The sequence below is a fragment of the Streptomyces sp. NPDC051582 genome, assembly GCF_040681715.1.
Classification (GTDB): Bacteria; Actinomycetota; Actinomycetes; order Streptomycetales; family Streptomycetaceae; genus Streptomyces.
Genome location: NZ_JBFAZJ010000015.1, coordinates 103385 through 126818 on the forward strand (window position 1 = coordinate 103385; position 23434 = coordinate 126818).

General features: G+C 70.9%; 22 protein-coding genes. 16 read left to right on the plus strand and 6 right to left on the minus strand.

Features of this window, described 5'->3' with window-relative positions; genetic code table 11:
* Nucleotides 1-47: 47 nt before the first annotated feature.
* Nucleotides 48-788, plus strand: coding sequence for a Mut7-C RNAse domain-containing protein (locus tag AB0M92_RS20895; RefSeq protein ID WP_366103724.1), 741 nt, complete (start codon nucleotides 48-50; stop codon nucleotides 786-788).
* Nucleotides 789-800: 12 nt separating this feature from the next.
* Here AB0M92_RS20895 and AB0M92_RS20900 read toward each other — a convergent pair whose 3' ends face one another.
* Nucleotides 801-1307: a hypothetical protein gene (locus AB0M92_RS20900; RefSeq protein WP_366103725.1), complete on the minus strand. Its 507-nt coding sequence runs from the start codon at nucleotides 1305-1307 to the stop codon at nucleotides 801-803.
* Nucleotides 1308-1430: 123 nt separating this feature from the next.
* Here AB0M92_RS20900 and AB0M92_RS20905 point away from each other — a divergent pair, with 123 nt between their 5' ends.
* Both AB0M92_RS20905 and AB0M92_RS20910 read left to right on the plus strand, forming a co-directional pair.
* A complete protein-coding gene (locus AB0M92_RS20905) occupies nucleotides 1431-1766 on the plus strand; it encodes a YnfA family protein (RefSeq protein ID WP_366103726.1) in 336 nt (111 codons plus the stop codon).
* 71 nt (nucleotides 1767-1837) lie between these two features.
* Nucleotides 1838-2602: an SDR family NAD(P)-dependent oxidoreductase gene (locus AB0M92_RS20910; protein ID WP_366103727.1), complete on the plus strand. Its 765-nt coding sequence runs from the start codon at nucleotides 1838-1840 to the stop codon at nucleotides 2600-2602.
* Nucleotides 2603-2679: 77 nt separating this feature from the next.
* Here the strand turns inward: AB0M92_RS20910 and AB0M92_RS20915 are convergent, their stop codons facing one another.
* Nucleotides 2680-3735, minus strand: a complete 1056-nt coding sequence (locus AB0M92_RS20915; protein WP_366103728.1) for an MBL fold metallo-hydrolase — start codon at nucleotides 3733-3735, stop codon at nucleotides 2680-2682.
* A 249-nt stretch (nucleotides 3736-3984) separates the two neighbouring features.
* On the opposite strand from AB0M92_RS20915, the gene AB0M92_RS20920 reads away from it, so the two are divergent.
* On the plus strand, nucleotides 3985-4824 hold the full coding sequence (locus tag AB0M92_RS20920; RefSeq protein ID WP_366103729.1) for a hypothetical protein: 840 nt from the start codon (nucleotides 3985-3987) through the stop codon (nucleotides 4822-4824).
* Between the two features lie 76 nt (nucleotides 4825-4900).
* Here the strand turns inward: AB0M92_RS20920 and AB0M92_RS20925 are convergent, their stop codons facing one another.
* Nucleotides 4901-6094: an RtcB family protein gene (locus tag AB0M92_RS20925; RefSeq protein ID WP_366103730.1), complete on the minus strand. Its 1194-nt coding sequence runs from the start codon at nucleotides 6092-6094 to the stop codon at nucleotides 4901-4903.
* A gap of 175 nt (nucleotides 6095-6269) precedes the next feature.
* Between AB0M92_RS20925 and AB0M92_RS20930 the strand changes: the two genes are divergently transcribed.
* From AB0M92_RS20930 to AB0M92_RS20940, 3 genes are all read left to right on the plus strand, one after another.
* Nucleotides 6270-7118 (plus strand): DUF3558 domain-containing protein, encoded by an 849-nt coding sequence (locus AB0M92_RS20930; protein ID WP_366103731.1) that lies wholly within the window; start codon nucleotides 6270-6272, stop codon nucleotides 7116-7118.
* Nucleotides 7119-7295: 177 nt separating this feature from the next.
* Nucleotides 7296-8072, plus strand: coding sequence for a DUF3558 family protein (locus tag AB0M92_RS20935; protein ID WP_366103732.1), 777 nt, complete (start codon nucleotides 7296-7298; stop codon nucleotides 8070-8072).
* Nucleotides 8073-8209: 137 nt separating this feature from the next.
* A complete protein-coding gene (locus tag AB0M92_RS20940) occupies nucleotides 8210-9703 on the plus strand; it encodes a DUF2637 domain-containing protein (protein ID WP_366103733.1) in 1494 nt (497 codons plus the stop codon).
* A gap of 89 nt (nucleotides 9704-9792) precedes the next feature.
* On the opposite strand, the gene lysS is transcribed toward AB0M92_RS20940, so the two are convergent.
* Nucleotides 9793-11532 carry a lysine--tRNA ligase gene (gene lysS / locus AB0M92_RS20945; protein WP_366103734.1) on the minus strand — a complete coding sequence of 580 codons (1740 nt, stop codon included), beginning with the start codon at nucleotides 11530-11532 and terminating at the stop codon, nucleotides 9793-9795.
* 224 nt (nucleotides 11533-11756) lie between these two features.
* On the opposite strand from lysS, the gene argS reads away from it, so the two are divergent.
* Nucleotides 11757-13517 (plus strand): arginine--tRNA ligase, encoded by a 1761-nt coding sequence (gene argS / locus AB0M92_RS20950; RefSeq protein WP_366103736.1) that lies wholly within the window; start codon nucleotides 11757-11759, stop codon nucleotides 13515-13517.
* 99 nt (nucleotides 13518-13616) lie between these two features.
* Here argS and AB0M92_RS20955 read toward each other — a convergent pair whose 3' ends face one another.
* Nucleotides 13617-13889 (minus strand): DUF1876 domain-containing protein, encoded by a 273-nt coding sequence (locus tag AB0M92_RS20955; protein WP_366103737.1) that lies wholly within the window; start codon nucleotides 13887-13889, stop codon nucleotides 13617-13619.
* Between the two features lie 477 nt (nucleotides 13890-14366).
* Between AB0M92_RS20955 and AB0M92_RS20960 the strand changes: the two genes are divergently transcribed.
* Entirely contained in the window at nucleotides 14367-14891 is a 525-nt protein-coding gene (locus tag AB0M92_RS20960; protein ID WP_366103738.1) for a fibronectin type III domain-containing protein, read from the plus strand.
* A 244-nt stretch (nucleotides 14892-15135) separates the two neighbouring features.
* On the opposite strand, the gene AB0M92_RS20965 is transcribed toward AB0M92_RS20960, so the two are convergent.
* Nucleotides 15136-16665: an FAD-dependent oxidoreductase gene (locus tag AB0M92_RS20965; RefSeq protein WP_366103740.1), complete on the minus strand. Its 1530-nt coding sequence runs from the start codon at nucleotides 16663-16665 to the stop codon at nucleotides 15136-15138.
* Nucleotides 16666-16983: 318 nt separating this feature from the next.
* Here AB0M92_RS20965 and AB0M92_RS20970 point away from each other — a divergent pair, with 318 nt between their 5' ends.
* From AB0M92_RS20970 to AB0M92_RS21000, 7 genes are all read left to right on the plus strand, one after another.
* Entirely contained in the window at nucleotides 16984-17565 is a 582-nt protein-coding gene (locus tag AB0M92_RS20970; RefSeq protein WP_366103741.1) for an NAD(P)H-dependent oxidoreductase, read from the plus strand.
* A 67-nt stretch (nucleotides 17566-17632) separates the two neighbouring features.
* Complete coding sequence (locus tag AB0M92_RS20975) at nucleotides 17633-18916, plus strand: MFS transporter (RefSeq protein WP_366103742.1); 1284 nt, start codon at nucleotides 17633-17635, stop codon at nucleotides 18914-18916.
* 109 nt (nucleotides 18917-19025) lie between these two features.
* Nucleotides 19026-19640 (plus strand): NAD(P)H-dependent oxidoreductase, encoded by a 615-nt coding sequence (locus tag AB0M92_RS20980; protein ID WP_366103743.1) that lies wholly within the window; start codon nucleotides 19026-19028, stop codon nucleotides 19638-19640.
* On the plus strand, nucleotides 19637-20440 hold the full coding sequence (locus AB0M92_RS20985; protein ID WP_366103744.1) for an arylamine N-acetyltransferase: 804 nt from the start codon (nucleotides 19637-19639) through the stop codon (nucleotides 20438-20440). The genes AB0M92_RS20980 and AB0M92_RS20985 overlap by 4 nt, the downstream gene beginning before the upstream one ends.
* A 136-nt stretch (nucleotides 20441-20576) precedes the next feature.
* Nucleotides 20577-20972: a DUF4440 domain-containing protein gene (locus tag AB0M92_RS20990; RefSeq protein ID WP_366103745.1), complete on the plus strand. Its 396-nt coding sequence runs from the start codon at nucleotides 20577-20579 to the stop codon at nucleotides 20970-20972.
* 31 nt (nucleotides 20973-21003) lie between these two features.
* Nucleotides 21004-21651: an NAD(P)H-dependent oxidoreductase gene (locus tag AB0M92_RS20995; RefSeq protein ID WP_366103746.1), complete on the plus strand. Its 648-nt coding sequence runs from the start codon at nucleotides 21004-21006 to the stop codon at nucleotides 21649-21651.
* 191 nt (nucleotides 21652-21842) lie between these two features.
* Nucleotides 21843-23423, plus strand: a complete 1581-nt coding sequence (locus AB0M92_RS21000) for an AMP-binding protein (RefSeq protein ID WP_366103747.1) — start codon at nucleotides 21843-21845, stop codon at nucleotides 23421-23423.
* Nucleotides 23424-23434 lie beyond the last annotated feature (11 nt).

The window sequence follows — 23434 nt, forward strand, 5'->3', positions numbered from 1 at the left end:
CGCGTAATTCGGCCGCGCCGGACCGGCCCCGATGGCATGCTGGCAGCGTGAACGGACCTGGCATTCAGCTCACCCTCGCCCCCGAACTGCGCCTCTTCGCGCCGCCCAGCCGGCGCGCCGACCGCGTACCGACCGCCACCGACGGCGCCTCCAGCCTCGGCCACGTCGTCGAATCGGCCGGCGTCCCGCTCACCGAGGTCGGCCGGCTCCTCGTCGACGGGCAGGAGGTGCCCGTCTCGTACGTGCCCGCCGCCGGCCAGTGCGTCGAGGTCTTCGGCGTCGACCGCCCCCAGCGCATCCCCGGCGACGCGCCGCTGCGTTTCCTCCTCGACGTCCACCTCGGCACGCTCGCCCGCCGCATGCGGCTGCTCGGCGTGGACACCGCGTACGAGAACGAGGACATCGGCGACCCCGCCCTCGCCACCCGCTCCGCCGCCGAACGGCGCGTCCTGCTCTCGCGCGACCGCGGACTGCTGCGCCGCCGCGAGCTGTTCGCGGGCGCGTACGTCTACAGCGACAACCCCGACGAGCAACTCCGGGACGTGCTCGGCCGGTTCGCCCCCGCCCTCACCCCGTGGACCCGCTGCACCGCGTGCAACGGGCCCTTGCGCGAGGCCGACAAGGACAGCGTCGGGGACCGGCTGGAGAGCGGCACGCACCGCTCGTACGACGTCTTCGCACAGTGCACGGCGTGCGAGCGCGTCTACTGGCGCGGCGCCCACCACGCCCGGCTGGAGCGGATCGTCGGCGAGGCCGTAGAGGAATTCGGCGGCGTGGCCACCCCGTAACGGCCGCGCGGGTCAGAAGGCGTACGAGTCGCCCGTGTCCAGCGCCAGCACCGCGTGCCGGTTGTTGGACACGTCGCGGTCGGACGCCCCGCCGTTCCACCAGGTGTCGATCCGGACCACCACCTCGGGCACCGGCTCCTTCAGCTCCAGCAGCAGCCCGATGTGCCGGCCGCGCCCGTGCAGGGGCAGCGCGCCCGTCTCGCACACCACCTCGCGCAGCCCGGCCCGCGCACAGCCCTGCGCCAGCTCCTGCCGGTCCGCGAGGTCCGCCGACAGCCGCACCCGCAGCGTCGCGTTGGGCAGCGCGGCCGGCCCGTCGTTCTGCGGTACGACCCACACCCGCAGCCGCCCCTGGGACAGGGACACCCGCCCGTGGTACGCCACGTCGGCCTCGGGACCGCCCCGGGCGGCCGCCCCCGCCTCCCCGGACACCCCGGACACCCCGGACACCCCGAGCACCAGCAAGCCCGCCACCACCACACTCCGTACGGCACCACGGCGCACCGCCACCACCTCCACGCGCGGAGGCTAGCCAGCGCCGCCCCCGTCCGGTCGGACCATCACACGAACGAGGGCGCGCCCCTGGCCCAACCGGCGGGCGCCGATCCGGGCCCGGGGGTCCGTCTGCGTACGCTTCGAGCCATGCTGATCGCCCGCTCCGCCGCCCTGTTCGCCGTCGCCGCCGTCCTGGAGATCGGCGGTGCCTGGCTCGTCTGGCAGGGCGTGCGCGAGCACAGGGGCTGGGCCTGGATCGGCGCCGGGGTGATCGCCCTCGGCCTCTACGGCTTCGTCGCCACCCTCCAGCCCCAGGGCGATTTCGCCCGCGTCCTCGCCGCGTACGGCGGGGTCTTCGTCGCGGGCTCCCTCGTGTGGGGCGCGGTCGCCGACGGCTACCGCCCCGACCGCTGGGACATCACGGGCGCCCTCGTGTGCCTCGCCGGCATGGCGGTGATCATGTACGCCCCGCGCGGCCGCTGAGCCCCGCCTATGCTGGCGGGTATTCGTCCGTACGAACGACCGAACGACCGCAACGACCGAGGAGCCCGCACATGAGCACCGCCGCCACCCGGACCGCCGTAGTCACCGGCGCGAGCAGCGGCATCGGCGCGGCCACCGCCCGGCAGCTCGCCGCCGCCGGCTACCGCGTCGTCCTCACCGCCCGCCGCAAGGACCGCATCGAGGCCCTCGCCGCCGAGCTGACGGCGGCCGGCCACCGCGCCGCGGCCCACGCGCTCGACGTCACCGACCGCCCCGCCGTCGACGCGTTCGCGGCCTCCCTCGACCGCTGCGACGTACTGGTCAACAACGCGGGCGGCGCCATCGGAGCCGAGCCCGTCGCCACCGGCGACCCGGCCGACTGGCGCACGATGTACGAGGTCAACGTCATCGGCACCCTCAACCTCACCCAGGCGCTCCTGCCCGCCCTCATCGCCTCCGGCGACGGCACGGTCGTGGTCCTGTCCTCCACCGCGGGCCACGCCACGTACGAGGGGGGCGCAGGCTACGTCGCGGCCAAGAACGGCGCCCGCGTCCTGGCCGAGACCCTCCGCCTGGAGATCGTCGGCGAGCCGGTCCGCGTCATCGAGATCGCCCCGGGCATGGTGAAGACGGAGGAGTTCGCGAAGACCCGCTTCCGCGGGGACGCCGAGAAGGCCGAGAAGGTCTACGCGGGCGTGGCGGCCCCCCTGACCGCCGACGACGTGGCCGACACCATCACCTGGGCCGTGACCCGCCCCAGCCACGTCAACATCGACCTCCTGGTGGTCCGCCCCCGCGCCCAGGCCTCGAACACGAAGGTCCACCGCGACCTGTAGGCGGCCGTACGCCGCCCCTGCGAGGGCGGCCCGGCGCTCCTCCACCTCCCACCGCGGCCCGCGAGCAAGGCCCCGCGTCAAGGCCCCGGTCGGAGCGGAGGGCGGGACCAGGGGGCGCCGGGAGCGGCGGATTCCGGGCGCAGTCCCAGCTCGCGGAGCTGGTTGACCGCCATCATCGCGAGGAACAGGGCGTTCGGGTTGGCGCCGCCGCCGCCCGTTGCGGCCACGGCCTGCGCGTACCGGGCGGTGAACTCGCCCGGTACGACCGGACCGTTCCCCCCGGTCGCCCCGAGCGCCGCCGTCTGCAGGGCGGTGGCCTGCTCCAGCAGGCCGTCCAGGAACGGCACGACGACCTCGGCTCCGCGGCGCACGGCGAAGGTGTGCCCGTCGGTGAGGAGCGCGGCCTCCCCCTCCTCGAAGAGGAGGGCCACCGCGCCGAGCGTGGTCTGGATCTTGACCTGGTCGGCGTCGGCCATCGCGCCGCAGGCCCCGTTGCCCTCGTCGGACAGGTGGAGGACACCGCAGTCCCTCAGGTGCACGATCACGTGTCCGGCGCAGTGGCCGTGGGTGCGCAGCACGCGGACCGCACCGTCGGCGAAGGTCCAGCCGGTGAAGCGCGACGATCCGAGGCGGATCCGCTCCAGCGGGCGCTCCTCGTAGGTCCGGGTGCCGGCGGCGAAGGGCCGGTACGGCCGGAAGAGCGACACCAGGGCGGGGCCGGCCACCGCCGGGGCGGGCAGCGGCGCCATTCCTTCGACGCGCTCGAAGGCGCGCACCCAGTACGCGTCCGGGTCGCGCATCTGGTCGAGGTCGGGAGCGGGTACGAAGTGCTCGGCCGGCGCCCCGGCCCCACCGGCCAGCTCATCGGCCAGGTCGTTGTTGGCGACGTGGTCGGGATGGCCGTGCGTGGTCAGGACCAGCACCCGGGACCACGGCCCGACCCGGTCCGTCGCCTCCCGCAGGGCGGCACGAAAGGCGTCGGTCACGCCGGTGTCGACGATCACGAGGGTCTCGCCGGCCCGGTGCACGAGGGCGTTGCCGACGTCCGGCTGCCCTCGCTCGACGTCCAGCTCCTGCCCGAGGACCAGTACGGTCCGGTCGTCGATCCCGATCAGTTCACCGAGGGCGGTCATGGATCCTCCCGCGTGCCCGCCGGACCCCCGCCCCTGCCGAGCGTACGCCGCCCGCACCCCACTGTCCCCGCGAAGCCACCGGCGTTCGCGAGAGCAATGTGATATTCCGCCATACATTCGAGTGAACGGCTCCAGATCCGACGCCTCAGCCAGGACGAAGACCTAAGTTCGGCCACGACGCAAACGGCCCCCGGCCGGGATGGCACTCCCGGCCGGGGGCCTCACCAACAGGGAAGAAGGACCTTCCTCATGGCTGAACAGGACCTTAGCTCCACCACGCGCTTCATGGACCTCAAGGACCCCCGCTACGCGTACATGTTCGGCTTCCTCCAGGCCGACGGACACCTCTCGGAACGGCCACGCCAGCGCGGCCAGCTCACCGTGGAGATCAACGTGCGGGACATCCACATCCTGCACGAGTTCCAGCGCCTGACGCCCTACGCAAGCAGTGTGCGCGAACGCATCCGGAGTACGAACTTCTCGTCACGACACCACTCGGCGACCTGGGCGCTGTGCGCTCTCAAGGCCAGGACCACCCTCAATGAGCTCGGCCTCCCGTACGGACGCAAATCGGCGACGATCACTCCTCCCCGAGTGGAGTTCTCCAGGCCCGATTACCTTCGCGGGGTCGTCGACGCGGACGGATCCGTCGGCTTCACCGGTCAGGGATTCCCCTTCGTTTCGCTGACCACCGCCAGCACTGCCGTGGGCGCGTACCTCTGCCACTACGCGAAGAAGATCACTGGTGCCGAGCGCCGGATCAAGCGCAACGCACGCGACGGCATCTATAACATCGTCTACACCAAGGAAGCTGCCGTGCAGCTGGCCGGCCACCTCTACTACCCGGGCTGTCTGGCTCTGCTCCGCAAGCAGACGGCCGCGGACTCCCTGGCCTCGTGGCAGCGCCCGGCCGGCATGAGGATCGCGCCACCACGGCGCCGCTGGTCGCAGGCCGACGACCGGCTCCTGCTCCTGCTCCAACTCGATGATCCGGCAACGGCAGCACGCGCGATGGACCGTACCGAACAGAGCTGCACCATGCGCCTCTGGCGACTGCGCAGCGGGCGGGCTCCCATGCCGTCCGCGTGATGATCCACGCAGGGGGAAGGGCCCGGACCGAAATCGGTCCGGGCCCTTCCATTCCCGCGACAACCACACCCGGGGCTCATCCCTTGATGCAGATGACCTGCCTGAGCTTGGCCACGACCTCAACCAGGTCCCGCTGCCGCTCCATGACCTGCTCGATCGGCTTGTAGGCCGCCGGAAGCTCATCCACGACGCCCGAGTCCTTACGGCACTCGACGCCCTTGGTCTGCTCCGCCAGGTCCCGCGTTGAGAAGCGCTTCTTCGCGGCCGTCCGGCTCATCCGGCGGCCGGCGCCGTGCGAGGCGGAGTTGAAGGCCGCCGCGTTGCCAAGGCCCTTCACGATGTACGTACCAGTGGCCATCGAGCCGGGGATGATTCCGAGATCTCCCGCACCGGCGCGGATGGCGCCCTTACGCGTGACCAGCATGTCCATTCCCTCGTACCGTTCCTCTGCCACGTAGTTGTGGTGGCAGCTGATCTCCGGATCGAAGGTCACCTTGGCCTTGCGGAACTCGCGCCGGAGCACCTCTTTCGCGAGCGCCATCATGATCGCGCGGTTGTACATGGCGTACTCCTGCGCCCAGTGCAGATCGCTCCGGTACGCGGCCATCTCCGGAGTGCTCGCCAGGAAGACCGCCAGGTCCCGGTCCACCAGCCCCTGGTTGTGCGACAGGCTTCGCGCCACACCGATGTGGTGCTCCGCGAGCTGGTTGCCGATGCCTCGCGAACCGGAGTGCAGCGTCAGCCAGACGGCACCCTGACCGTCCAGGTTCAGCTCTAGGTGATGATTGCCGGATCCGAGGGTCCCGATCTGCTTGGTGGCCCGTTCACGACGGAATTTGACCGCATCCGCCAGGTAGTCGAACCGCTCCCACAGCCCCGCGTACCCCTCCACCGGGAAGCCGTACAGGCGGTCCGGGTCGACCGGGTCGCGGTGCATGCCCGCGCCCACCGGGATCGCCCGCTCGATCTTCGAGCGGAGGGGGGACAGGTCGCCCGGGAGGTCGTTCGCCGTCAGGGACGTCTTCACCGCCGACATGCCGCAGCCGATGTCCACGCCCACCGCCGCCGGGCACACCGCGTCCTTCATCGCGATCACCGAGCCGACGGTGGCCCCCTTGCCGTAGTGGACGTCCGGCATGACGGCCAGGCCCTTGATCCAGGGGAGGCCGGCGACGTTGTGCAGCTGCTGCATCGCGCTCGCCTCGACCGACGCGGGGTCGGCCCACATCCGGATCGGGACCTTCGCTCCCGGTACCTCTACATACGACATACGGCTTCAATCCCCCGAATAAGAAAAAACATCACCCTTGACCACAAAGCAGACAGGGGACCGGCGCCGGCACCAGCGCGTGCGATAGACATTGTGTTCATCCGCGTCCAAAGCGCGGCAACGCAATTTTCCTGACCGCCGGGCGGCCCCGGCCGGTCGAAGGGAGCCAGTGGACGTGCAGCGCAAGGCGGTACGGCAACGACGACGGGTCCTGCCGGGCATCGCGATGCTCACCGCGCTCATGGCCGGCGCGGCCGGCCTGACCGGATGCACCAGCGGCGACGGCGTCGGGTCCGACACCGATTCCAAGGCGGGCGACAGCAGCCCCGCACCCGCACCGGCCGGCAAGTACCGCAGCCTGCCCGCGCCCTGCAAGGCCGCCGACGCCAAGCGCGTCAAGGCCATGCTCCCGGCCGGGGACAGCCTCACCGAAGAGCAGCGCACCCAGCTGTACGCCGGGGTCGCGGACACCTCGTACGACGGCGACCGGCACGTCGGCTGCCGCTGGACGGCGCAGTCGCCCGAGGAGACCCGGCTGCTGTCGGTCGGCTTCGAGCGCGTGGTGTCGTACGACCGGACGCTCATGAGCGACGACGACAAGGCGCGGCAGGTGTACGTGCGCCGGCTGACGGACGCGCACCTGCCGTTCCCCGGCCCGACCGCGAGCCCCACTCCGAGTACGGGCTCCAGCTCCCCTCCGGCCGCCAGCGCCCCGCCGCCGGCCGCCGGGCAGTCGCCCTCCACGGGCGCCGCCGCGAGCCCGTCCGCGCCGCCGCCCGAGCTCGGCTCCCGGGTGCTCGAAGGGCTCGGGACCGAGGCGTACATCGAGGACAAGCTGAGCGCCGCGGGCGCGAGCGCGGCGCAGGCGCGGACCGTGCGGATTGTGTTCCGCACCTCGAATGTCATCGTCACGGTCGAGTACGTCGTGCAGCCCGCGCTGCCCGGCACGGTGCCGCCCAGCCCCGAAACCCAGGACAAGGCACGGCAGTTGGCGCAGGCACTCGTCGAGCGTTTCAACGAGTGAGCGGGGGCGCACGGGGCTCGGCGTGACGGCGCGCACAGCAGGCGCGCGCCGGGTCGGGCTACCGTTGTTCGCGTCCCGCGCCCGCCCACCGAGCCCGAACCGAGTCCGAACCGAGCCCGCTCCGAGCCCGCACCGCGTCCCCGGAACGTGCCACACCACGTACTGACTGAAGGAACCATGCACCGATCTGCCTCGCGCCTCACTCGCGTTCTCGCCTGCGCAGCCGTCCCGGTGATCCTCACCGTCGCCGGCTGTTCGTCCGACTCGGGCAAGGACTCCGGTTCGGGCGGCGACAAGAAGCCCGGCGCGTCCTCGTCCGCCAAGCCGAGCGCAAAGGCCTCGGCCGCGCTGGAGAAGGCGGCGTTCGCGGCGCTCCCCGACCCGTGCAAGGCGATCCAGACGAAGACGATCGAGACCCTCGTCCCGGAGGCGAAGGACAAGAACGGCTCCGCGACCAAGTCGAACGACCTGGCCTCCCGCGCCGGCTGCTCCTGGAACGGCCTGGACGAGGACGGGCTGAAGGGCTCGCAGTACCGCTGGCTGTCGATCTCCCTGGTCCGCTACGACTCGCACGCCACGCTGGGCGGTGCGAACAAGCGCGCCGAGGACCAGCTGGGCAAGCAGGTCGAGGCGGCGAAGGCGACCGAGGGCGCGACGAACGTGAAGGTCGAGCCGGCGAGCGGGATCGGCGACCAGGCGTCGTCGATCGTGTACGGCGTGAAGAAGGAGGTCGACTTCTTCAACACGACGATCGTGGCGCGCACCCAGAACGTGGTGATCACGCTCGATTACAACGGTGCGGCGTACGAGGGCGCCGGTGCTCCGGATCAGGCCAAGCTGCTCGAAAACGCGATCGCCGCGGCGAAGGAGGCGGTCGCCTCGGTCGGCGCCGCCAACCAGCCGCAGGCCCCTCAGCAGCAGCCTGAGCAGCAGGCTTCCCCCTCCGCGCAGTAGGCGCCGGCGGGTCCGGGAGGCACGGCGGACGGCGCGGACGGCGCCCAATGGGAGGCTGACATTCAGTCACCTGTGCGGTCACCCGTACGCTGTGCCTGCCGTAGCTCGACAAGGGGAGGGGATCGCGGGTGGCCGCGATGCAGCTGACTCGTACGCACCGGATACTCATCGGCGTCGTGGTCGCAGGAGCCGTGGTCATCGCGGGGATCGGTTTCGCCGGTTCGTACGCGGCGGTCCGCGCGCTCGCCCTGCAGAAGGGGTTCGGGAACTTCTCGCTGGTGTTCCCGATCGGCATCGACATGGGCATCTGCGTGCTGCTGGCACTGGACCTGCTCCTGACGTGGATCCGGATCCCGTTCCCGCTGCTGCGCCAGACGGCGTGGCTGCTGACCGCGGCGACGATCGCGTTCAACGGCGCGGCGGCCTGGCCCGACCCGCTGGGCGTGGGCATGCACGCCGTGATCCCGATCCTGTTCGTCGTCACGGTGGAGGCGGCCCGGCACGCGGTGGGCCGGATCGCGGACATCACCGCGGACCGGCACATGGAGGGCGTCCGCATCACGCGGTGGCTGCTGTCGCCGCTGCCCACGTTCAAGCTGTGGCGCCGGATGAAGCTGTGGGAGCTGCGCTCCTACGAGCAGGCCGTCGGCATGGAGCAGGACCGGCTGATCTACCAGGCCCGTCTCCAGGCCCGGTACGGGCGCGCGTGGCGGCGCAAGGCCCCGGTGGAGGCGCTGATGCCGCTGCGCCTGGCCCGCATCGGCGTCCCCCTGTCCCAGACGGCCCCGGAAGGCCTGGCGGCGGCGGGCATCGACCCGCTGCTGCTGCCTCCGGCCGCGGCGTCGGTCGCGGCGGGACCGGCCGCGGTGTCCCCGGCCCCGGCGTCCCCGGCCCCGGCGCTGGAGACGGGCCGGGCGGCGCAGACCACCGGCCGGTCGGGCGCGGCGGCGGGCCACACGGGCCCGGCCGCGACGGTCCCGGCGCAGCCGGGGCCGACCGCAGTGGTCGGGGGCCAAGCCGGCCCTGTCGGCCCGGCAGCAGCCGTGGCCGCGGGCGTTCCCGGGCAGCCGGGGCCGAGTGCGCCGCAGGCGGCGGCTGCCGCCGAGATTCCCGGGGCGGGCACGGCAGCGGCCCCGCAGGGCCACACCCCGCCCGCGTTCGCGGTGGACCCGACGGCGATGCCCGCCGCCCACGACAGCGCGTGGTTCGCGGCCCCGCTGGCTCCGCAGGCCGCGTACGAGGGCGGGTACAACCCGCAGTACGTCGAGGGCCTGGAGCCGACTCCGGTCATGGCCCCGGCCGGCCCGGACGAGGTCCTCGCGCAGCAGGACCAGCTCCCCGTACCGGCCGCCGCCGTCGACGTCGTCGGCGATGAGGTCGACGCCGACGGCGAGGCCGATGTCGATGTCGATGCCGACTTCGACCAGGTGAAGTTCAACGAGGCCGCGTACGAGGTGTTCCGCGCCTACCTCGACGAGCACTCCGACTACCCGACCCCGGAGCAGGTGGACATACACCTCTCGGACCGCCACGGTCTCGACCACCCGCGCAGCTCCTCGATGATCCGCAAGCTCATGCCGGGCCTGAAGCTGCGCTACCAGCGCGAGCTGGAGAACGAGCACATCGCGTAGGCCCCGCACCGTGAGCGGCAGCGCCGAGCGGCAAGCGGAAGGGCCCGCACCCCGAGGGGTGCGGGCCCTTCCCGTACGTGCGGAACGGCTCAGGCGGCCAGCAGCTTGCGCACCCGGTCCGCGCCCACGGCGAGGAGCAGCGTGGGCAGGCGCGGACCGGTCTCCCGGGTCACGAGCAGGCGGTACAGCAGCGCGAAGAAGGTGCGCTGCGCGACCTTCAGCTCCGGCGTCGGCTTGGCGTCGGGCTCCAGCCCCGCCATCACCTTCGGCACGCCGTAGACGAGCGTGGTCAGCCCGTCGAGCGACCAGTGCGAGTCGAGGCCGTCCACCAGCAGCCGCAGCGATTCGCGGCCCTCGGCGTCCAGGGAGGACAGGAGCTCGGTGTCGGCGTCCTCGCGCACGAGCGTCCGCTGGTCGGCCGGGACCTGGGTGGTGATCCAGTTCTCGGCGCGGTCCAGCCGCGGCCGTACCTCGTCCAGCGAGTTCAGCGGCTGCGACGGGTCGAGGTCGGCCAGGATGCGCAGGGTCTGCTCGTCGTGTCCGGCGGTGATGTCCACGACCGAGGCGAGCGTGCGGTACGGCAGCGGCCGCGGGGTGCGCGGCAGCTCGTGCGAGGCGACGCGTACGGCACGGGTGTGCGCGGCGGCGTCGGCCGGCAGCACCGAGCCGTCGGCGACCTTGGACTCCAGCTTGTCCCACTCGTCGTAGAGGCGCTGGATCTCCTGGTCGAAGGCGATCTTGAAGGACTGGTTGGGCTTGCGGCGCGCGTACAGCCAGCGCAGCAGCTGCGGCTCCATGATCTTCAGCGCGTCGGCCGGGGTCGGGACCCCGCCCTTCGACGAGGACATCTTGGCCATGCCGCTGATGCCGACGAACGCGTACATCGGTCCGATCGGCTGCTCGCCGCCGAAGATGTGCACGATCTGGCCGCCGACCTGGAACGAGGAGCCGGGCGAGGAGTGGTCGACGCCCGAGGGCTCGAAGATCACGCCCTCGAAGGCCCAGCGCATCGGCCAGTCGACCTTCCAGACCAGCTTGCCGCGGTTGAACTCGCTGAGCTTGACCGTCTCGGTGAACTCGTCCTCGGTGCAGACGTAGGTCATCTCGGTCGTCTGGTCGTCGTACGAGGTGACCTTGGTGAAGTCCTTGCCGCACCGGCCGCAGTACGGCTTGTACGGGAAGTACCCGCTCTCGCCGGTGCTGCCGTCGTCCTCGGCGGCCGCACCGGAGCCCTCGGCGGCCTCCAGCTCGGCCTCGTCGACCTGCTTCTGCTGCGGCTTCTTGCCGCCCGGCTTCTGCTTGGTGCGGTACTGGTCGAGGACGGCGTCGATGTCGCCGCGGTGCTTCATCGCGAACAGGACCTGCTCGCGGTACACGCCGGTGGTGTACTGCTCGGTCTGGCTGATCGGGTCGTACTCGACGCCCAGTTCGGCCAGGGCCTCGACCATGGCGGACTTGAAGTGCTCGGCCCAGGTCGCGTACGCCGATCCGGCCGGGGCCGGGACGGAGGTCAGCGGCATGCCGATGTACTGGCCGTACGTCTCGGGGTCGACGCCGGGGATGCCGGCCGGGACCTTGCGGTAGCGGTCGTAGTCGTCCCAGGACAGGACGTGGCGGACCTCGATGCCGCGGCGGCGGATCTCGTCCGCGACCAGGTGCGGGGTCATGACCTCGCGGAGGTTGCCCAGGTGGATCGGGCCGGAGGGGGAGAGTCCGGACGCGACGACGACGGCTTTGCCCGGGGCTCGGCGCTCCGCCTCGGCGATGACCTCGTCCGCGAAACGGGAGACCCAGTCGGTCTCGGTGCTGCTCTGGGCGCTCTGAGCCACGACACGTCCTTCTATCTCGAATGCTGGCTTCTCGCCATTCTCCCAGACGGAAGCGGCCCCTCGGAGGTTGCCTGCCGACCCGCGCCGAACGTGGGCCCCGGTCCGTCCCGGCACCGTGGCGAGGGGGAAATCCCGGATTGCGGGGTGGCCCCGCGTGGGATACTCGGGGCTTGTCGGAACAACCAAGTGCAGCTTCAGGCACGACCTCACAGGAACGGCAGCTCATGGCCTCGGTCCCTTCCCTCGCTTCTTCGGTCAATCAGCGCGTCGCGGACGCCCTTGCCTCGGCACTGCCGGAGGCCGGTGGCGCCGACCCGCTGCTGCGACGAAGCGACCGGGCCGACTTCCAGGCCAACGGCATCCTGGCGCTCGCGAAGAAGGCCAAGGCCAACCCGCGCGAGCTGGCGACGACCGTGGTCGCGGGCATCGCCGCCGGTGACCTGATCAAGGACATCGAGGTCTCGGGCCCCGGCTTCCTCAACATCACCGTCTCCGACCGGGCGATCATCGAGACCCTCGCCGCCCGCGCCGGCGACGACCGCCTCGGTGTCCCGTACGCCGCGAACGCCGGCACGACGGTCATCGACTACGCGCAGCCGAACGTCGCGAAGGAGATGCACGTCGGCCACCTGCGGTCCGCCGTGATCGGCGCCGCGATGGTCGAGATCCTGGAGTTCACGGGCGAGAAGGTGGTCAGGCGCCACCACATCGGCGACTGGGGCACCCAGTTCGGCATGCTCATCCAGTACCTGCTGGAGCACCCGCACGAGCTGGACCACAAGTCGGAGGCGGAGGTCTCCGGCGAAGAGGCCATGTCCAACCTGAACCGCCTCTACAAGGCCTCGCGCGCGCTCTTCGACTCCGACGAGGAGTTCAAGACGCGGGCGCGGGCACGGGTCGTCGACCTCCAGGCGGGCGACGAGCAGACCCTCGCCCTGTGGCAGCGGTTCGTGGACGAGTCGAAGATCTACTTCTACTCCGTCTTCGACAAGCTGGACATGGACATCCAGGACCCGGACGTGGTCGGCGAGTCCGGCTACAACGACATGCTGGTCGAGACGTGCAAGCTGCTGGAGGACTCGGGCGTCGCCGTCCGCTCCAACGGCGCGCTGTGCGTGTTCTTCGACGAGTACAAGGGTCCGGACGGCAACCCGACCCCGCTGATCGTCCAGAAGTCGGACGGCGGCTTCGGCTACGCCGCGACCGACCTGTCGGCGATCCGGGACCGCGTCGGCAACCTGAAGGCGGACACCCTCATCTACGTGGTCGACGCCCGCCAGTCGCTCCACTTCAAGATGGTCTTCGAGACGGCCCGGCGCGCGGGCTGGCTGAACGACGGGGTCAAGGCCGTGCAGCTGGCCTTCGGCACGGTCCTCGGCAAGGACGGCAAGCCGTTCAAGACCCGTGAGGGCGAGACGGTCCGGTTGGTGGACCTGCTGGACGAGGCGGTGGAGCGGGCCGCCTCGGTCGTGCGCGAGAAGGCGCAGGACCTCACCGAGGCCGAGATCGCCGAGCGTGCGGCCCAGGTCGGCATCGGCGCGGTGAAGTACGCGGACCTGTCGACTTCGGCGGCCCGTGACTACAAGTTCGACCTCGACCAGATGGTGTCGCTGACGGGTGACACCTCGGTGTACCTCCAGTACGCGTACGCCCGCATCCAGTCGATTCTCCGCAAGGCCGGGGACGCCCGGCCGGCCGCCCACCCGGAGTTGACCCTCACTCCGTCCGAGCGGGCGCTGGGCCTGCACCTGGACCAGTTCGGCGAGCTGATCACCGAGGCGGCGCAGGAGCACGCCCCGCACAAGGTGGCGGCGTACCTGTACCAGCTGGCGTCGCTGTACACGACGTTCTACGCGGAGTGCCCGGTCCTCAAGGCCGACACCCCGGAGCAGGTCGAGAACCGCCTGTTCCTGTGCGAGCTGACCGCCCGGACGCTCACGAAGGGCATGTCCCTCCTGGGCATCCGCACGCCCGAGCGCCTCTGACCCAGCACGCCGCGAGGTGCCCGTGAGGGGCTCGAAAGTCCCTCACGGGCACCTCTGCGTCTCTCACTCGCGGCGCGCGGTCCCACCTCGCTCAGTGGGTCAGTGGCTGATCGGGTAAGAGTGCCGGCCCGTCGCGTCGTCGATCTCCGAGTGGGCCTTCTGCAACATCTGGGACGCGAGATCCATCAGCGCGCGAGCGCCTGCGATCTCTTCCCCGACCCGCAGCTGCTCCGGGTCGGAGGGGTGGCGCATGGCGTAGCCGTGCGCCCTCATCTCGGAGCCGTCACCGAGCCTGACCATGGCCGCCGCGCTGGTGCGGTGGCCTTCCTCGGTGAATTCGAGCTCCACGTGCCACCCGACGAGTGTGGGCATGGTGCATCACCTCCAGGGGGTCACCCTGCCTCCAGGGTGCGCCCGGGGCGGCGGGAACGCGAGTGGGGGCTTCGGGGGTGGATCCCCGCGGACGGGCCGGGACGTTCACGTTCCGAAGGCGGTCCGGTGGACGGGGTGGTGGGGCGGCGGGACGATGAGGGCATCTCCCACGAGCCTGCCGAGGCGTCTGCGCCGAGGCGATTGTGAGGTGTGGCGATGAGGTTGCGACGTACGGCGGCCCTTGCGGCGATCGCGCCGGTCACCGTGTTGTGCGTGTGGACGGCTCCCCCGGCCTCCGCGGCCAGTACGCACACGGTCACCATGACCGGGACACTGACCGTGTCGAACGCGCCCGGTTTCGGGTCGAGCAGAACCACCCAGAATTTCCCCTTCACCAGGTTGGTCAGGCTGAGTCACGACAAGCCGGACGGCACGTTGACGGCGTCTTCGTGTGCCGGTGGCGAGACCCGGGGCGAGGTGACGGTCCAAGTCCACCTGAGGTCGGACGAGATGGTCGTGGCCACGCCCACCCTGAAGCTCTTCGAGGGATCCGACTGCCGCTCCAACGACTTGGACGGACAGGCGCAGGGCGTTCAGCAGGGCGTCATGCCGGGCAAGAACACGAGGTTCAACTGGCAGATGTCCGCCCAGAACGGTGAGGTCGGATCCGACGACTACACGCGGGCGAACTTCAGCGTGAAGCAGGACGGCAGCACCGGGATCGGCCTCGGCCGGCCGGCCGAGCCGTCGAACGTCGTGGCCTCGCGGGACTCCGCCGACCCGACCCGCGTGAACGTGGAGTGGTCCGACCCGGCGACCGACGAGACGCACTTCGAGATCTTCAACAGCACCCTCCGGCAGGCCAAGGGCGCCCCGAAGGACAGCACGTCGTTCGTCTGGACCGGTCTGCCGCTGGGCAAGCAGTGCTTCCAGGTACGAGCGGTCAATGCCAACGGTGCGTCGGACTTCACCCCGGTGAACCCGAAGTCCGAATGCGTCTGAGCCCCCGGCACGCCTTCCGGCTCCACCGCGGCCGATGGCCCGGAGTGACAGATTCCTCTCCCGCTCCGTGAACCTGCGCCCCGACCCTGCCTACGCTCCCCGGCATGGGTGGCTACGGGAAACCGGGATGGTGGCGGCTGTGGTCACGGATCTGGCGGTCCGGGCCCCCCGCCGGGTCGGCGCGCGTCTGGCCGCTGCGCTGACCCGGCGGGGGCGCCCCACGGGGAACCGCCCCGAACCTCGCTCAGTCGATGCCCTGCGCGAAGCGGAAGAAGCGGTTCGGGTCGTAGGCGCGCTTGACCGAGCGCAGGCGGGTGTAGTTCCGGCCGTAGTAGGCCTCGCGCCAGTTGGTCAGCGCCGGGTCCATGTAGTTCTGGTACGACTGGTGCAGCGAGGCCGTGTACGGCTCCACCGTGTTGAAGCCCCTGTCCACCCAGGCCTGACCCCGGTCCTTGTCCTCCTGCGTGAGGTTCGGGCTGGTCAGACCCACCGAGTACCCGGCGTTGAACAGCGAGTCGCGGTGTACGAAGGCGGTGGCCGCCGGGGCGACGTCGTTGACCTTGCCCGCGTAGGCGAACAGGCCCAGGAAGCGGAACTGGCCCGGGCGGAAGTCGGCCGTGAAGGCAGCCAGGGCCGCCTCGGCGTTGGCGCGGGTCCAGCCGCGGGAGAAGAAGTTGTTGCGGCCCAGCGAGTAGTTGTCGCGCGTCAGCTGCGCCTCGGGCGAGTAGCCGATCCGGTGGCACTGGTCGACGGTCTTCGTCCCGCAGCCGAAGACGTTCATCATCGCCTCGCGGTAGGGCAGTTCGCTGACCGTACGGGAGGTCGTGGGCCGGCCGACGGCCGCGACCAGCTGGTCGAGGACCCGGTCGGCGTCGGCCTGCGGACCGGCGTAGCCGCCGGTGAGGACGACGTACGGCTCGGTGCCCTGCGGGGCGTCGGTGGAGAGCAGGAACAGCAGCTCGGCCGACAGCTCCCGGGGCGCCGTCGCGATCCAGTCCTGCCAGGCCAGGATCACCTGGACGGCGTCCGACCAGGCGAAGTTGAGGTTGTACGTGGTGAGCGAGGGGATCTGGACCGGCTGCACCTCGAAGTCGGTCACGACGCCGAAGTTGCCGCCGCCACCGCCGCGCAGACCCCAGTACAGGTCCGCGTTCTCGTTCTCCGAGGCGCGTACCGTGCGCCCGTTGGCCAGGACGACCCGGGCCGAGACCAGCCGGTCGGCGCCCATGCCGAACTTGCGGGTGGCATAGCCGAGGCCGCCGCCCTGGAGCCAGCCGCCGACCGCGACGGTGGGGCAGGTACCGGCCGCGACCTGGATGTTGTACGGGGAGAGAGAGTTGAGGACGTCGACGCCCTGGCTGCCCGGACCCAGGTGGACGGTGTCGCCGGGGCGGACGTGGTTGAGCTTGGAGACGTCGATGACCAGGCCGGGGGTGGTGGAGTAGCCGGCCTGGCTGTGGCCGCCGCTGCGCACCGCGGGGGCGAGGCCGTAGTCCTGGGCGAAGCGGATGCACGCGGCCACGTCGGCCTCGCTGGTGCAGTAGGCGATGGCCTGCGGGTGGATCGCGTCGAACTGAGCCAGCTGCAGCTGCTTGGCCGTGTCGTACGTGGTGTCACCGGGCAGGACCAGCCGGCCGGACAGCCTGCTCTGCAGGGTCTTCCACGGGGTGGCGCCGGCAGCCTGCGCCAGCATCAGGCCACCGGTTCCGGCGGTCAGCGCGGCGGCCGCCCCGACGCTGGCACCGGCGCGTATGAGCGAGCGTCTGCTGAGCACGTGAACCACACTCCAGTTCCGTCCTGACACGCAGGACAAGGCTTTCGGTCGAGTGCGTGCAGCCTCGGTCAGGAACGCACGGTTCCCGCCACGCCCATCCGGAATCCGTCAGTACCCGGCGGTGGGCCGGCACCGAGCTGACGGATTCGGCCCGCGGCCCGCAAGTTGGCCGAGGCGCACCGCCTACCGTGACGCCCCGGCCGGCGACGGGGGGCGGACACGGGAAGTTGACGTACTCGTGCCTGCGGCGTTGTCCGCGCGGCGCGGGGCGCAAAAAGTGGGCACCGCTAGCTCGCACTCATCCGGAGGTATTTTTCAATGTCTGAGCCGCTCCGCGTCGCAGTCATCGTCGCAAGTGTCCGTGACGGCCGGTTCGGCCCGGTCATCGCGAACTGGTTCACCGGTGTCGCGCGTGAGCGGCAGAGCCTGGACATCGACGTGATCGACCTGATCGAACACGACCTGCCCAACCGGCTGTCGCAGTCGCCGGACCTGGAGGTCCAGGCCCAGCTGTCCGCGGTCTCCCCGCGGCTGGCCGCCGCCGACGCGTTCGTCGTCGTCACCCCGGAGTACAACCACTCCTACCCCGCCTCGCTCAAGTCGCTGATCGACTGGCACACCACCGAGTGGCACGCCAAGCCGGTCGGTTTCGTCGGCTACGGCGGCCTCGCGGGCGGCATGCGCGCCGTCGAGCACCTGCGCCAGATCTTCGCCGAGACCCACTCGGTGACGGTCCGCGACACCGTCGGTTTCCACGGTCCCTGGGGCCAGTTCGACGAGCAGGGCAACCTCATCGACCCGACCGAGGCGGAGGCCGCGGCCAAGACCCTCCTGGACGCCCTGGAGTGGTGGGGCACCGCGCTGAAGGACAAGAAGGCCCAGCAGCCGTACGGCAGCTGATCGCCGACCCGCCACCACGCTCGGCCCGGCCCACCCTCCCGGGGTGCACCGCAGCCCAGGAGGAACGATGAGTCTGCGCACGACCTCTCCCCGGCCCGCCGCCCCGCTACCGGCCGCGTCACGCGGCGGCGCGCCCGACTGCCCCGCCTCCCCCGAGGCGGGGCAGTCGGTATGGCGCGTGATCACGGGCATCTCCCTGCTCGGGATGCTGGTGGTGGGACAGCTGTACGTGGCGATCCCGCTGCTGCCCGACATAGGGCGGGCCTGGGGGGTGGACCAGGCGTCGGCCACCTGGGCCACGTCCGCGTACGCGGTGACGTACGCGCTCATATCGCTGTTCACCGGGCCGCTGGCCCGCCGGTTCGGCACCCGTACGGTGCTGGTGGCCGGGGTGAGCGCGCTGGCGGTGGCGACCGCCTGCGTGCCGCTGGCGGATTCCTTCGGCGCGGGGCTGGCGCTGCGGGCCGGGCAGGGGCTGTTCGCCGGCGTGTACGTACCGCTGGTGTACGCGTACCTGAACACGCACATGCCGGCTTCGAAGCTGCCGACCGCGCTCACGATCGTCTCCGCCTGCATGGCGGGGACGATCGTCGCCGGTCAGGTGGAATCGCAGCTGCTGGCCGCCGTCGTCGGCTGGCGCGGCACCTTCTGGGTGACCGCGCCGCTGCTGCTGGTGGGTGCGCAGATCCTGCGCCGGGTGCTGGCGCCGGAGGATCCGGCGCGGGCCAAGGCCGGCGGTGCCTCCGGGGAGGCCGCCTCCCGGGAGGATCGCGGAACCGCCCGGCGGATGTGGCTGCGGCTGCTGCCCCTGTACGTCGTCGGGCTCACCTGCTCCAGCACCCTGACCGCCGTCTACACGAGTGTGCAGCTCTACGGTCCGCCCTCGCTCGTCAATGACGGCCAGGCGATGCTGACGCTGCGCGCCACCGCCATCCCCGCGCTGGTGCTGGGCGTGCTGGTGGCCCCGCTGCTGGGCCGGATACCGGCCCGCAAGCGCGGGGCCGGGGCGTTCGCCGTGGCGGCGCTGGGCATCTGCGGCGCCGGCCTGTTCGGCGGTACGGCGGCCGGGCTGGCCGGGGCGATGTTCGTGTTCATGCTCGGCCTCGCGGCGATCGGCCCTGCCGTGGTGCAGGAGATCGGCTCGATCTCGGGCGTGGCCCACGGAGTCATGGCGACGGCCCTGTACGGGTTCACGCTCAACATCGGCGGCGGGGTGGGCGCTCAGATACCGCTGGCGTTCGGCGAGGTCAGGGGCGTCGGGCTGTTCATGTCCGCGCTGCTGGGCGGCTGCGTGGTGCTGCTGGTCGTGACCGGCCGCCGCCGGCGCCGCGCCGCGTACGTGACGGACTAGGACCGGCGCCCTCGATGGGGCGCCGGGCACGCAAGCAGGATCAACTCAAGGCCCCGGCAGTCGAAAACCGGAAACGAGCGGGGGCGGTCGAAAGGGAGTGCATCTCGTCATGACGAACATCGCTGTCATCTACTACTCGTCCACCGGCTCCACCCACAAGCTCGCCGAGGCCGCCGCCACCGCGGCCGAGAAGGAGGGCGCGGAGGTCCGCCTGCTGCGGGTCGCCGAGATCGCCCCGAACGGCGAGGCCGCGAGCCGCGACGGCGCCTCGGACTTCCAGAACGCCACCAAGGACATCCCGGTGGTGACCCTCGCGGACCTGGAGTGGGCGGACGGCATCCTCATCGGCACCCCGGTGCACTTCGGTCTCGCCGCCCCGCAGCTGATGCACTTCATCAACTCCACGTCGAAGCTGTCGATCGAGGGCAAGCTGCTGAACAAGGCGGTCTCGGCCTTCGCGTCCGGCTCGGCGGCCCACGGCGGGCAGGTCTCCGCGATCCTCGCCCTGCACAACGCGATCACCCACTGGGGTTCGCTCATCGTCTCCACCGGTTCGACCGACCCGGTGCTGTACAAGCCGAAGAACGGCAACCCGTACGGCGCCTCCGCCGTGGTCGGCGCCAACCCGGGCCAGGTCCCGGAGGAGAACCTGGAGGCCGCGGCCTTCCAGGCGCGCCGCACGCTGGAGGTCGCCTCCGTGGTCAAGACCCTGGACGCCCGGTGATCGACAACGGGCTCGCCACGGCGTACCTGGCCCGGATCGGAGCCTCGCGCCCCGCGAAGGCCGACCTGGCGTCGCTGGCCGAGCTGACCGAACGGCACGTGCTGACCGTGCCGTTCGAGAACCTCGACTACCACCTCGGCCAGGAGATCCACCTGGACGAGCGGGTCGTCGACAAGATCGTGCACCAGGGCCGCGGCGGCGCCTGCTACGAGGTGAACCCGGCCTTCGGGCTGCTGCTGGAGGCGCTCGGCTTCCAGGTGGAGATCCTCTCGGCGCGGGTCCACCGCCCCGGCGGGCTCGGCGCTCCGCTGGGCCACCTGATGCTGCGCGTGACCGTCGACGGGTCGGCGTACCTGGTGGACGTGGGCTTCCGGCGCAACGCGCGCCGGCCGCTGCTGCTGGGGACCGGGGCGGTGCAGTACGACCCGCAGGGCGCCTTCGCCTTCGGGCCGGAGCAGCAGGGCGAGTTCGACCTGTTCCTGGACGGCGAGCCGATGTACCGGGTGGACGGCCGGGCGCGTGAGCTGGGCGAGTTCCGGCCTTCGCTGTGGTGGTTCCGCACCTGCCCGGACTCGCCGTTCATGCAGGACGTGTTCTGCTCGCTGCCGACGGTCGAGGGCCGGATCACGCTGAAGGGCCGCACCCTGACCAAGCGCGTCCACGGCGAGTTCACCGTGGAGCACCTCGCCGACGACACCGAGGTGTTCGAGGCCTACCACAAGCACTTCGGAATGACGCTGGACCGGCTGCCCGTCGAGCCGGTGCGCCCCGAGGGCACGCCCGGCATCGCCGTCGAGTAGCCGCGGGTCCCCACCCCGCAGCCGCACCTCCCTCCCCGACCCGCACCGCCGGATCCCTCCCCTCCCCCCACGGTGTGCGCTCCACCCCAACCGCCTCCGCCAGGTACCTCCTTATCCCCCCCTCTCAGGAGTCACCATGACCACAACCGTCACGGCACCGGCCGAACTGCCCAATGCGTTCCTGCGCGCCTTCAACGCCCGCGACATGGAGGCGATCGATCGCCTCTTCGAGCCCGGGGCGGTACGTGTGCTGACCCCCGGCGAGGTCGTCACGGGCGAGGGCCGGCGCGACGCGACGCGCAGCTTCATGTCACTCGGCATTCCGATGAAATTGACGGTGCGCCACTGCTACGAATACGACGACTTGGCGTTGCTTCTGTGTGACTATCTGATCAAGGGCGTCAAGCCGGACGGAACTTCCGTTCTCCACGAAGGCACGGCCACGGATGTGGTGCGCCGCGGCGCGGACGGCTCCTGGCGTTATGCCATCGACAACCCGCCGGGAATCGACCGCGAAAGCGCGAAGCCCTGAATCCCACAAGACAAGAGAGATTGAAGAGCCGATGACCAACGTCGCGATCGTCTACTACTCGGCCACCGGAAACATCCACAAGCTCGCCGTGGCCGCCGCCGAGGCGGCCGAGAAGGCCGGCGCGCAGGTGCGTCTGCGCCGGGTCGCCGAGATCCAGGAAGCCACCATCGCGCCCAACTTCTCGGAGTGGACCGAGGCGTTCCAGGAGCACGTCGGCGGCAGCAGCCGCGAGGTCGAGGTCGCCACGCAGGACGACCTCGACTGGGCCGACGCGGTCATCTGGGGCACCCCGGGCCGCTACGGCGCCATGGCCGGCCCGCTCAAGCACTTCATCGACCAGACCTTCGAACTGCACGCGCGCGGCGGGCTGAAGAACAAGGCCATGTCCTCGTTCACGTCCACGGGCACCCAGCACGGCGGCCAGGAGTCGACCGTCCTGTCGCTGTCGAACGTCTTCTACCACTGGGGCGCGATCATCGTTCCCCCGGGGGTCACCGACCCGATCATGGTGGCACCGAGCAACGGCAACCCGTACGGCGTGAGCGCCACCTCCGGGCTCCAGGCCGTCCCCGGGCTGCTCGCCCAGAACGTGACCGAGGACAACCTCAAGGCGGTCGGCTACCAGACCGTCCGCACCCTCCAGGTCGCCGAGGCGCTCAAGCAGGGGCTCGGGAACTAACGCACCTGCGCGAACGGCAAGAACAGCAACGCACCGGCACCGGAAAGGCCCGTAGCGGAAGCATCCGCTACGGGCCTTTTTTCGCGCGCACCACAGCGAATTCCCGCCATTTCGATGGCTCGAATCCGTCGAGCTGACACAGTCAAACAACCGCCATTGGGCCCGGGCATTCTTGGTGAGAACTTGAACACATGCTCCGGATTCCCAAGAACAAGACGCCGCTCTACCTCGGCCTGGTGGCCGAGGAGGCTGCCGCCCAGTTCGGCGCCAACACCATCACGCTCGACCGCACCATGGACGCCCTCCCCGAGGTCGGCCAGGTCCTGACGGTCGCCCAATTCGCCGACCTGATCGCCGAGATGGCAAACCGCCTGTGGGCCAGTGGTATCCGGCCCAGCGAACACGTCGTCATCCACAAGACCAACAACTTCGACATCACCCTCTTCGCGTGCGCCGCGGCCCGCATCGGCGCCGTCCCGGTGATGCTCTCCGCGCACCTCGACGGAGAGACCATCAACGCGCTGCTCCAGCGGCTGCCGTCACCGACGCTGCTGACGGACGCCGCGAAGCTGAACGGCTCGCTGGCCGCCTCGCCGCTCCCCGAGCTCACCGCGCGGGTCATCTCGGTCACCGAGCCGGTCGAGGGCGCGATCTCGCTCTCCGACCTGGCCGGCGCCCCCGAGCGCACGGCGGTGACGCTGCACCCCGACTCGCACGCCATCATGACCCACACCTCGGGCACGACCGGCATCCCCAAGCTCGTGGTGCACTCCGCCCGTTCGATCGGTGCCCGCTACCGCTGGCAGAACATCCCCGTCAGCCTGCTGCGCCAGCGCGAGCCGATCCTGATGCACGTCTCCTACGTCCACTCGCGGATGTACCCGGGCATCGCGTCCATGATGCTGAACAACAAGCCGATGGTCTTCCTGGACGACGCCGAGCCGGCGAAGGTCGCCGACGCGATGGTCAAGTACCGTCCGGGAGTCTTCGAGACGCACCCGAACTCCTTCCTGGAGTGCGAGGCGATCCTCGACGACCCGCGCAAGCCCTTCAAGACGGTCCGCTTCTACAACTCGACCTTCGACGCCATCCACCCGGGCACGATGGACAAGTTCCTGCGGGCCTCGGAGCGCAAGAGCCCCGTCTTCCTCCAGGTCTACGGCCAGAGCGAGTGCGGCCCGCTGGTCGGCCGCCCGTACACCCGCAAGACCGTCATGCAGGCCGACGGCCGCTGCCAGGGCTACTCCACGCCGGGCATCACCAAGTACCGCCTGGTGTCCCGCAACGGCAAGCCCGTCACCCGTGACAACCCCGGTTACATCGACGTCCAGACCTCGGGCCGCGCCCTGACCTACTACGGCGAGGCCGAGCGCTTCGAGAAGCAGCTCGACGGCGAGTGGTGGCGCGGCGGCGACATCGGCTACCGCACCAAGTGGGGCTGCCTGCACCTGCTGGACCGCGAGGTCGACCAGATCCCGACGATCCACTCGACCCTGGAGGTCGAGGACACCGTCCTGCACCGGCTGCCCGAGCTCACCGAGCTCATCATCGTGCCGGGCCCCGAGCAGGAGCCCGTGCCGGTCGTCTGCACCAAGGACGACGCCCCCCTGGACCTGGCCCGCTGGAAGCGCGCCATCGCCGACCAGTCCACGATGGCCGACCCCATCCAGATGAAGCTCGGCGAACTGCCGCGCACGGCCACCGCCAAGATCAAGCGCCTTGAGCTGGCCCGCCGGCTGGCCGACCAGGTGACCCACGAACTGGCCTCCTGAGCAGGCGCTCC

Excerpts from the sequence above, each read along its gene's own strand:
- AB0M92_RS20980 (WP_366103743.1), top strand. The coding sequence starts at position 19,026 with ATGACGAACATCGCTGTCATCTACTACTCGTCCACCGGCTCCACCCAC.
- AB0M92_RS20995 (WP_366103746.1), top strand. The coding sequence starts at position 21,004 with ATGACCAACGTCGCGATCGTCTACTACTCGGCCACCGGAAACATCCAC.
- AB0M92_RS20955 (WP_366103737.1), bottom strand. The coding sequence starts at position 13,889 with ATGCCCACACTCGTCGGGTGGCACGTGGAGCTCGAATTCACCGAGGAA.
- argS (WP_366103736.1), top strand. The coding sequence starts at position 11,757 with ATGGCCTCGGTCCCTTCCCTCGCTTCTTCGGTCAATCAGCGCGTCGCG.
- AB0M92_RS20910 (WP_366103727.1), top strand. The coding sequence starts at position 1,838 with ATGAGCACCGCCGCCACCCGGACCGCCGTAGTCACCGGCGCGAGCAGC.
- AB0M92_RS20970 (WP_366103741.1), top strand. The coding sequence starts at position 16,984 with ATGTCTGAGCCGCTCCGCGTCGCAGTCATCGTCGCAAGTGTCCGTGAC.
- AB0M92_RS20925 (WP_366103730.1), bottom strand. The coding sequence starts at position 6,094 with ATGTCGTATGTAGAGGTACCGGGAGCGAAGGTCCCGATCCGGATGTGG.
- AB0M92_RS20905 (WP_366103726.1), top strand. The coding sequence starts at position 1,431 with ATGCTGATCGCCCGCTCCGCCGCCCTGTTCGCCGTCGCCGCCGTCCTG.
- AB0M92_RS20975 (WP_366103742.1), top strand. The coding sequence starts at position 17,633 with ATGAGTCTGCGCACGACCTCTCCCCGGCCCGCCGCCCCGCTACCGGCC.
- AB0M92_RS21000 (WP_366103747.1), top strand. The coding sequence starts at position 21,843 with ATGCTCCGGATTCCCAAGAACAAGACGCCGCTCTACCTCGGCCTGGTG.
- AB0M92_RS20990 (WP_366103745.1), top strand. The coding sequence starts at position 20,577 with ATGACCACAACCGTCACGGCACCGGCCGAACTGCCCAATGCGTTCCTG.
- AB0M92_RS20940 (WP_366103733.1), top strand. The coding sequence starts at position 8,210 with ATGCAGCTGACTCGTACGCACCGGATACTCATCGGCGTCGTGGTCGCA.
- AB0M92_RS20935 (WP_366103732.1), top strand. The coding sequence starts at position 7,296 with ATGCACCGATCTGCCTCGCGCCTCACTCGCGTTCTCGCCTGCGCAGCC.
- AB0M92_RS20915 (WP_366103728.1), bottom strand. The coding sequence starts at position 3,735 with ATGACCGCCCTCGGTGAACTGATCGGGATCGACGACCGGACCGTACTG.
- AB0M92_RS20920 (WP_366103729.1), top strand. The coding sequence starts at position 3,985 with ATGGCTGAACAGGACCTTAGCTCCACCACGCGCTTCATGGACCTCAAG.